This is a genomic window from Epilithonimonas sp. (genome assembly GCF_032055105.1).
Classification (GTDB): Bacteria; Bacteroidota; Bacteroidia; order Flavobacteriales; family Weeksellaceae; genus Epilithonimonas.
Genome location: NZ_DAMBRK010000021.1, coordinates 1 through 9,675 on the forward strand (window position 1 = coordinate 1; position 9,675 = coordinate 9,675).

A 9,675-nucleotide genomic window follows, 5' to 3' on the forward strand; every position below is an offset into this window, starting at 1 on the left:
TCTTTCCTATCAAAATATTATTTAATTTTGTCTAAACTTTTGGGTGCAGTCTAAAGGCATACGGATTTTTAAATTTTAAAATTGTACCCGCAACTGAAGATGGCTTTTATCAAATACAGAGAGAAGATGGCGAAATAGCTGAAACTACTTTAAGCGAGGGTGAAATAACTTTCATTACTTTTCTATATTATTTACAACTTGCAAAAGGAGGACTTGATGAAAATACAGTAAATGATGATCGTATTTTGGTAATTGATGATCCAATATCAAGTTTAGATAGTAATGTTTTATTTGTCGTAAGTACATTAATTAAAGAAATATTAAAGGAAGTACGAAATGATGTTGGTAGTATTAAACAAGTGATTCTCTTAACCCATAATATTTATTTTCATAAAGAAGCATCCTTCGAAGGTATTAATAGAGGTAAGGGAGAGAAAAATCAATATTACATACTTAGAAAGGTAAACTCGGTAACAAAGTCATTTCCTTATTTAGACAAAAATCCGATTTCTTCTTCTTACGAATTATTGTGGAATGAAATAAAGGATTATGAAAAGAATTCAGGTATCACTGTTCAAAATGCAATGAGACGAGTAATCGAAAATTACTTTAGTATTTTAGGAAACAAAAGAGATGAGACATTGTTATCAAAATTCCCTAATCCGCAAGAAAAGGAAATTTTCAGATCATTGTTAAGCTGGATAAATGAGGGTTCACATACATTACCAGATGATTTATATGTTGAATTACCTGATCAATCTATAGAAACATATTTAAAAGTTTTTAAGGAAATATTTCTTCATACACATAACATTGGGCATTACAATATGATGATGGGTATAGAAGAAAATGAAGAAATTTTAGTAGATCCTCTTTTGAATTAATTATATCATTTCTAGAAGTAATCAATGAATCACTACAATCCCCAAAAACACCATCGCCGTTCGATACGTTTACAAGGTTATGATTATAGCCAAGAAGGATTGTATTTTATTACGATTTGTTGTCAGGATAGAGCGCATCTGTTTGGGAAGGTTGTAGATGGAGAAATGATATTGAACATATATGGAGAGATAGCACAAAAAGAATGGCAAAATACAAATGAAATAAGAGACAATGTGGTTTTGCACGAATTTGTTGTAATGCCTAATCATTTTCACTCAATCTTAGAAATAAAATTTCAAAAAGGGAAAAATGAGATTGGGAAATTTCAATCGCCATCTCAAACGGTGGGCGCTATTATTAGAGGATATAAAATAGCAACAATAAAAAAAATAAAAGATTATATCTTAAATACAGGCGAAAAAATAAACGACAGTACGGGCGAATTGCAATTCGCCCCAACCGCCCCAACCGCCCCAACCGCCCCAACCGCCCCAACCGCCCCAACCGAGAAAATAAAAGAATTAGATTTTAAGATTTGGCAAAGGAATTATTATGAGCATATCATTAGAAACGAAGAGGCTTACGCAAGAATATCTGACTATATTAGAGATAATCCCAAACGCTGGAATGAGGATAAATTTTATGGAATATAATAATTTCGTAGTACGGGCGAATTGCAATTCGCCCCAACGATTCGCCCCAACGATTCGCCCCAACGATTCGCCCCAACGATTCGCCCCAACGATTCGCCCTAATTAATAAAATTAAAAAATGAAATACACCGAATCCCAATTAGAAAAATCATTCATCCATCTTTTGAAAGAGGAAGGCTATGAGTACGTGAATGGCAAAGATTTATTGAAGGAGAGGGCGAAAGATTTTTCGCCCCAACGGTAACGTAATAAAACTGATAAAATAATTATGAATAACTACAATCCCCAAAAACACCATCGCCAATCGATACGATTGCAAGGTTATGATTATAGCCAGGAAGGATTGTATTTTATCACGATTTGTTGTCAGGATAGAGCGCATCTGTTTGGGAGGATTGTAGATGGAGAAATGATATTAAATGATGCGGGATCGCAGTCGCAAGAATGTTGGCAAGATATTCCGAATCATTTTCCCAATGTGGTGTTGCACGAATTTGTTATTATGCCCAACCACATCCACGGCATCATTGAATTCGTTGCAGGGGCGAATAATTATTCGCCCAATAACGATTCGCCCAATAACGATTCGCCCAATAACGATTCGCCCAATAACGATTTGCCCAATAACGATTTGCCCAATAACGATTTGCTCGATGAAACATTGTCAGATAAAACGAATCATTTGGAAAGGGATGATAGGGCGAAATTAAATGGGGCGAAAGATTTTTCGCCCCTACGGAATGTAACGTGGCGGTCACCATCAAAAACCATTGGTTCTGTTGTTCGTGGGTTTAAAATCGGGGTTACAAAATGGATGCGAAATAATACCAATATTGTAAATGTTTGGCAAAGGAATTATTATGACCACATTATAAGAAACGAACAGGATTACGAGAGAATATCAGAATACATAAAAAACAATCCGATTCTTTGGAAAGAAGATAGGTTTTATGATAATAATATTTAATGAAATACTTATAAGCGAAAGATATTTCGTACGTAGGTAATTAAAAAATAAAAAAATGAAATACACCGAATCCCAATTAGAAAAATCATTCATTCATCTTCTGAAAGAGGAAGGTTATGAGTATGTGAATGGTAAAGATTTGTTGAAGGAGGGGGCGAAAGATTTTTCGCCCGTACTGATTCGGGAAGATTTGAGTGATTTTCTGCTTTCCCGATATCCTGATCTGGAAGCGATAGAATTGGAAAGCCTGATCAATGAACTGGTATATCAACCAGCATCCAATCTGTATGACAGTAATAAATATATTGGAAAACTGTTGGCAGACGGTCTTATTTTTAAGAGACACAACCCGGCAAAAAAAGATTTGCACATCCGCTATATCGATATAGATAAAAGCAGTCTTTTGACCACCAATCGGTTTAAGATTGTGAATCAGCTGGAGATTCAGGGAAAAGAACTTCGTATTCCGGATTTGATTCTGTATATCAACGGGATTCCGGTGGTGGTTTTTGAGTTTAAAACTTTGATTGAAGAAAACGTTACTATTTTTAATGCATACGAACAATTAGCAAAACGCTACCGAAGAGATATTCCGGAACTGATGAAATACAATGCGTTCTGCATCATCAGCGACGGCGTGAACAACAAAGCAGGTTCTCTATTTGCACCTTACGATTTCTTCTACGGTTGGCATAAAATAACAGGCGAAGAAAAGAAAGCACTGACAGGCATTCATACCGCCACCTCCATCGTGCACGGAATGCTGAACAGGGAAAGGCTTTGTGATATTCTGCATCACTTCATTTGGTTTCCCGATACGACTAAAAAAGAAGAAAAAATCCTGTGCCGTTATCCGCAGTATTATGCTGCCAACAAATTGTTTGACAATATCCAAAAGCACCGCAAACCGGAAGGCGACGGAAAGGGTGGAACCTACTTTGGCGCCACAGGTTGCGGGAAAAGTTATACGATGCTTTATCTGTCGAGGCTGTTGATGCGATCTACACAATTGGCAAGTCCGACCATCATTATTATCTCCGACCGTACTGATTTGGACGATCAGCTGTCGAGAGATTTTACCAATGCCAAGGATTTTATTGGTGATGAAAATATTATCAATATAGAAAGTAGAGCAGATCTTCGTGCAAGGTTGAGAGGCAGAGAAAGTGGTGGTGTTTTTCTGACAACCGTTCAGAAATTTGCGGAAGACAGCGAGATTTTGAGCGACCGCACCAATATTATCTGTATATCCGACGAAGCCCACCGCTCGCAGGTGAATCTGGATTTGAAAGTTCGCATTAATGAAGATGGTGTGAAAAAGTCGTATGGCTTTGCTAAATACCTTCACGATTCACTTCCTAATGCGACGTATGTAGGATTTACGGGAACGCCTATTGATAAGACTTTAGATGTATTTGGTCCTGTGGTAGATTCGTACACGATGTTTGAATCGGTGGTGGATGAAATTACAGTGCGATTGGTTTATGAAGGTCGTGCTGCAAAAGTCAATCTGAACCATTCTAAAGTGGTGGAAATTGAGCAGTATTATCAAAATGCCGTTGCAGAAGGCGCTTCGGAATACCACGTGGAAGCCAGCCAAAAAGCGATTGCCAGAATGGAAGTGATTTTGGGTGACCCGGGGAGAATTGAAGCGATTGCGCAGGATTTTATTACGCATTATGAAAAACGGATTGAGGAGAAAGCGACTGTTGCCGGAAAGGTAATGTTTGTCTGTGCCTCCCGAGAAATAGCCTATAAATTATTTAAAGAAATCATCAGGCTAAGACCGGAATGGAATGAGAAAACCATAGCAGAACATCTGAGCGAGAAAGAACAGAAAGAAATCAAGCCCATCGAGCGCATTAAAATGGTAATGACCCGAAGCAAAGATGATGAAGAAAACCTTTGGAATCTGCTCGGAACGAAAGAAGACCGAAAAGAACTGGACAGGCAGTTTAAACAAATGCATTCCAACTTTAAAATAGCGATTGTGGTTGATATGTGGCTCACAGGTTTTGATGTTCCTTTTCTTGATACGATTTATATTGATAAACCTTTACAGACACATAATCTGATACAGACGATTTCCCGTGTGAACCGAAAGTTTGAAGGGAAAGACAAAGGTTTGGTCGTCGATTATATCGGTATCAAGAAAAACCTGAATCACGCTTTGGGATTATTCAACAATACGACGGCAGCCGATGACTTTGAAGACCTTGATAAAGCGGTGATTATTGTGAGAGACCAGCTGGATTTATTGCGACAGTTTTTCTATGAGTTTGATACCAGTGATTATTTCAAAGGATCACCCGTTGAGCAGTTGCATTGTCTGAATCGTGCTTCTGAATTGGTTTTGCTCACTGAAAAGTCGGAAAAGTTCTTTGTTGATGTCACGAAAAAACTGAAGGCAGCTTATAACTTAACTTGTGGTTCGGAAATCTTTAATGACAAAGAAACTGATGAGATTCATTTTTACTTTGCGATTAAATCAATTGTTGTTAAACTGACCAAAGGCGAAGCGCCCGATACTGCACAGATGAATGCAAAAGTGAGTAAAATGGTTGAGGAAGCTATCGTCTCGGAAGGCGTGGAAGAAATCTTTAAACTGGATGACAACAAAGCTAATGCGATAGATCTGTTTAATGATAAGTTTCTGGAGAAAATAGATGCGCTTGAACTGCCGAATACCAAAATCAAAATCCTTGAAAGACTTTTAAAACAAGCCATCTCTGATTTTAAAAAAGTAAACAAAGTAAAAGGCATTGAGTTCTCTGAAAGGCTTCAGAAAATCATTAACAGCTACAACGAGCGTAGCGAAGCCGACCTGCTGGATTACGACGGTATTCAAGCCGATACTTCGGAACAGATTCTAGATTTGATTTTGAAACTGCGTACCGAAATGGCTTCTTTTGAAGATTTGGGAATCGACTATGAAGAAAAAGCATTCTACGATATTCTGGATATGGTCTGTAAACAATACGGTTTTGAATTCGATAAAGATAAAATGCTGGAGCTTGCCCGAGAAATCAAAAAGATAGTAGACGACACCGCCAAGTTTCCAGACTGGAGCGACAGGGATGACATTAAAGCGCAATTGAAAATGGAAATTATTGTCAAGCTGCACGAGTTTGGCTATCCGCCGATTACACAGGATGAGGTTTATAAGAATGTGCTGGAGCAGGCTGAGAATTTTAAGAGGAATAGGTAAATACAATGATAAAAACAAACCCCACAATAGAATTTGAGCAGTTTCTGTCTTTGGTAAAAGGATTGAAATAGTTTAAAAGTAAAACAGGAAAAAGATATAAAGTTATTTCTTTAAATGGCTCTATTTTAAGCATTCTGAGGGAATCGACAAAGGTTGAATGGGAAATAGACTTAAAAAAAGTTCATCAGGCGTATCTTGAATTGTCTGACTTCAAAACAATTAGTTTTTAAAGCTTATGTTCCAAGAAAACAATCTCCCGCTTTGGGACTTCTTTTTAGCATCGAATTAATAAAAGATAATAGAAACTAATATGTACCAAGAACTACAAACCCAAGTCTTTAATTGGTTAAAAAATAAATACGAACAAGATAATAGCTTCACTTTTTCAGTAAGACAAAAAGCCAATAAAGGCGCAGAGCTTAATTACTTTATAGGAACTGAGAAGTCTAAATATTTTTCTACAACCTTTTGGAACGTTTCTGTTTCATATCCTGGTTCTTCCAGTGATTTGATTAATCTAGTGTTTACAATAAACAAAAACAAAAAAATTGAATTCCACTTTCAGTTTAATCAAACCAAAGATCCCCAAGATAACCAAAATGCATATGCTTTGGAGTTTATCCAAAGCATTAAACCATTATTCAGAGAGGTTTTCCCCGAAGGCTATTATGCTCCGGATACGAATAAAATGGAATTTTTTGCAGCCTATTCTGGTTACATTTATGATAATTTTGAGGGATTAAAAAATGATTTGGAATTATTTTTGGGCAAAATATTTCCTATTGTAGATCGGCAAATTTCTCTATTCAAACAAAAATATCCCGAATTCATTGCTTATAGATTTTCTTCCGATGATCAAGAAAAAATGTTTTCAAAAATGGAAGAAAGATTTCAGAAGTACAAAGTCCTTGGAGAATTAACCGAAGAGCTTGAGGAGGAAGAGGAATTAGTAATGTTGGATCCTGAAATTGATTATAATGTCCCTCTCAACCAAATCCTTTATGGTCCTCCTGGAACAGGAAAAACTTATAACACAATTAATAAAGCTATCAGTATTGCCAATCCTGATTTTAATTTAAAGCAAACCAGAGCTATTGTAAAAGAAGAATATGCTCGTTTGGTAGAAGCTGGGCAAATTGTATTTACTACGTTTCATCAAAGTATGTCTTATGAGGATTTTATTGAAGGGATAAAGCCTATTATGAATGAAGGTGAGAGTGATTTGGCTTATGAAATCCAAAACGGAATCTTCAAAGAGATTTGTCAATCAGCTGTAGAAATAAATGAAAATAGTGTCGTTGACAATTTTGATGAGAGTTGGAATCAACTTATTGAATCTGTTAAGGAACATATTGCTGAAGAAAAATTATTAAAGATAGGTTCTTGGGAATATGGCTTGTCTACCAAAGAATCATTAAAGTATTCATCCCTAAATTCGCCATCGCAATATACTTTTACCATTACAAAACAAAACATTAAGGATGCTTACCAAGATAAGCAAGCCAGACCATCGGGTGCATTTCAAAAGGATATGATTGATATTGTTCAGTATATGAAATCACATTTTAAATTATCTGAAAATCAGAAAGAAAATGCAAATACTGAAAATAGTGAACAGATTAAAAATTATGTCCTCATCATCGACGAAATCAACCGCGGCAATGTTTCACAAATTTTCGGTGAACTGATTACCTTAATTGAAGAAAGCAAACGTTTAGGAAATCCTGAGGAGCTGCAGGTCACTTTGCCATACAGCAAGGAGAAATTTGGTGTTTCTTCCAATTTGTACATTATTGGAACTATGAATACTGCAGACAGAAGTGTGGAGGCTCTTGATACTGCACTGCGAAGACGTTTCAGTTTTGTGGAAATGATGCCAGATGTAAATGTTGTGACTGAACAAGAGTTTACTGATTATGATAGAGCCGAGATTATGCAAAGAATCAACAACAGAATAGAATTGTTGCTGGACAGAAATTATACTTTGGGGCATTCTTATTTTATTAAGGAAGATTTTAAATCGTCTTTTAAAAATGAAATCATCCCATTGTTGCAGGAATATTTTTATAATGATTGCAGTAAGATTGGATTGATTTTGGGAAAAGGATTTGTGCGAGAAAAAGAAATTTCTAAGTTTTCTCAAAAGAATGTATTTGCCGATTTTGATACGAGAAATGAAATTGATATTGTTAAGTCTTATGAATTGATTCCGTTTGAAGAGGTTGCTTTTGATGATGCTATAGACAAACTTCTGGCATAAAAATGCTTAAAAAAAATACCATACAAGTTTTCGAGCACAGCTTTCTTCCCATCGGAGAAAATGGTTTTGAGCAACGTCATTTTGTGGCCTTATCGAAACTGAATGCGCTACAAGACTACCAGTATTTTGATTTAAAACATAATGGTGTAGTCTTTAAACAATTCGTTGGTGTGATTCAGGTGGATGGCTTAACAATAGAAATTCTGCCTAAAATAGATCGTTATGAATCTGAAAATGAAGATAACAAAGCCAAGTGGCAAAAGGTTTTGATACAAATGTTGAAGGTGACTAAAAAGCTGAAGATTCAGCAGGTGGGTCAAGCCAATGTTTCTAAACAGTCTATACATCTTTTGGATATTTATTTTGAATGGTTTCTGAGTGAAGTGCAACTGTTGATTCATCAGGGATTAATTAAACAATATTACAAGCAAACCGGAAATGTAAAAGCTCTGAAAGGAAAGCTGGAATTTGCAGGTCACATCAATAAAAACTTAGTTCATAAAGAACGGTTTTATACCACGCATCAGGTGTATGAGAAAGACCATCTGATACATCAGATTTTAGGTCAGGCTTTGGATATCGTTACCTATCTTTCGAAAGGAACTTATCTGTACAGTAAATGCAAAACGGTACAGCTTGATTTTCCGGAAGTAAAAGCTATCAGAGCTAATGAAAATACTTTCAGTAAAATCCCCAGATCCAGAAAAACAGCGCCTTATGAGACGGCTTTGGCGATTGCGCGACTGATTATTCTGAATTATGCGCCCAATATCTCAAGCGGTTCTGAAAATATGTTGGCTTTGCTTTTTGATATGAATAGTCTTTGGGAAGAGTACGTTTTAGTGAGGCTAAAACAGGCCGCACAAGAAAGTTCAGAATATATTGAAGTTTATGGACAAGATTCAAAACCATTTTGGAACGCAATTACGATTCGACCGGATATTGTTTTGAAAAAGGGGAGTGAAGTGGTGCTAATCATTGATACCAAATGGAAGAATATCGACCAGACGCAACCTTCTACTCACGACCTCAGACAGATGTATGTGTATAATGAGTATTGGAAAAGCCAACGATCTCTATTGCTTTATCCCTCCAATAATACCTTGCTGAAGTTTGAGATACAGGATCAGTTTGTGCCTCTGAAGGGAGATGAACATCATCACTGCAGTTTGGGGAAAATATCTGTGCTCTCCGACGGAAAATTGTGTGAGAATATCGGAAAGCATCTTTTAGATTTTCTTGAATAAAACCACCATAGGTTTATTAGCTTTGCCAGAGGACTGGGAGCATTCTGCTTTTTCTAAATTATAGATTCTGCGCTGCACTGCGTTTTGCTCTGAAAGAGAATAGTTATGTTTTGCCAGCGTTCTGAACCTTGGCAAAGGTTGAGAAAAATAAGAAAGTATGAAAGAAGGCTTTACCACGCTCCGCAAAGTTTGCAACTTTGAGGAAAATTGTAGATTCTACTCATTTATTATTAAATTTAGCAATCATAGGGTTATTAGAATTTGATTTGGCAAATCATCCTATAATTGATGTAACAAAAAAGAATGAGTTTTGGAAATACAATAATTATGATGAATAATTATATGCTCAAAGTCAGGAGACTTTGCGCAGCGGCGGGGTTATTAGAATTTCATTTGGCAGATCATCCTATAATTGATGTAACAAAAAAGAATGAGTTTTGGAAATACAATAATTA

General features: G+C 36.3%; 6 protein-coding genes and 1 pseudogene. All 7 read left to right on the forward strand.

Translation table 11 applies throughout. From position 1 onward, the window contains the following. Positions 1–62: 62 nt before the first annotated feature. Positions 63–884 (forward strand): annotated as a pseudogene (locus RTY06_RS14665) (AAA family ATPase); the annotation flags it as partial. A 24-nt stretch (positions 885–908) separates the two neighbouring features. Then, positions 909–1,538, forward strand: a complete 630-nt coding sequence (locus RTY06_RS14670; RefSeq protein WP_312825721.1) for a transposase — start codon at positions 909–911, stop codon at positions 1,536–1,538. A gap of 118 nt (positions 1,539–1,656) precedes the next feature. Continuing rightward, on the forward strand, positions 1,657–1,782 hold the full coding sequence (locus tag RTY06_RS14675; protein WP_312825722.1) for a hypothetical protein: 126 nt from the start codon (positions 1,657–1,659) through the stop codon (positions 1,780–1,782). Positions 1,783–1,806: 24 nt separating this feature from the next. Beyond that, on the forward strand, positions 1,807–2,505 hold the full coding sequence (locus tag RTY06_RS14680; RefSeq protein ID WP_312825723.1) for a transposase: 699 nt from the start codon (positions 1,807–1,809) through the stop codon (positions 2,503–2,505). A gap of 55 nt (positions 2,506–2,560) precedes the next feature. Continuing rightward, a complete protein-coding gene (locus RTY06_RS14685) occupies positions 2,561–5,713 on the forward strand; it encodes an HsdR family type I site-specific deoxyribonuclease (protein ID WP_312825724.1) in 3,153 nt (1,050 codons plus the stop codon). A 310-nt stretch (positions 5,714–6,023) separates the two neighbouring features. Beyond that, entirely contained in the window at positions 6,024–7,973 is a 1,950-nt protein-coding gene (locus tag RTY06_RS14690) for an McrB family protein (RefSeq protein ID WP_312825725.1), read from the forward strand. Between the two features lie 2 nt (positions 7,974–7,975). Continuing rightward, positions 7,976–9,220: a 5-methylcytosine restriction system specificity protein McrC gene (locus RTY06_RS14695; protein WP_312825726.1), complete on the forward strand. Its 1,245-nt coding sequence runs from the start codon at positions 7,976–7,978 to the stop codon at positions 9,218–9,220. Positions 9,221–9,675: the final 455 nt, after the last annotated feature.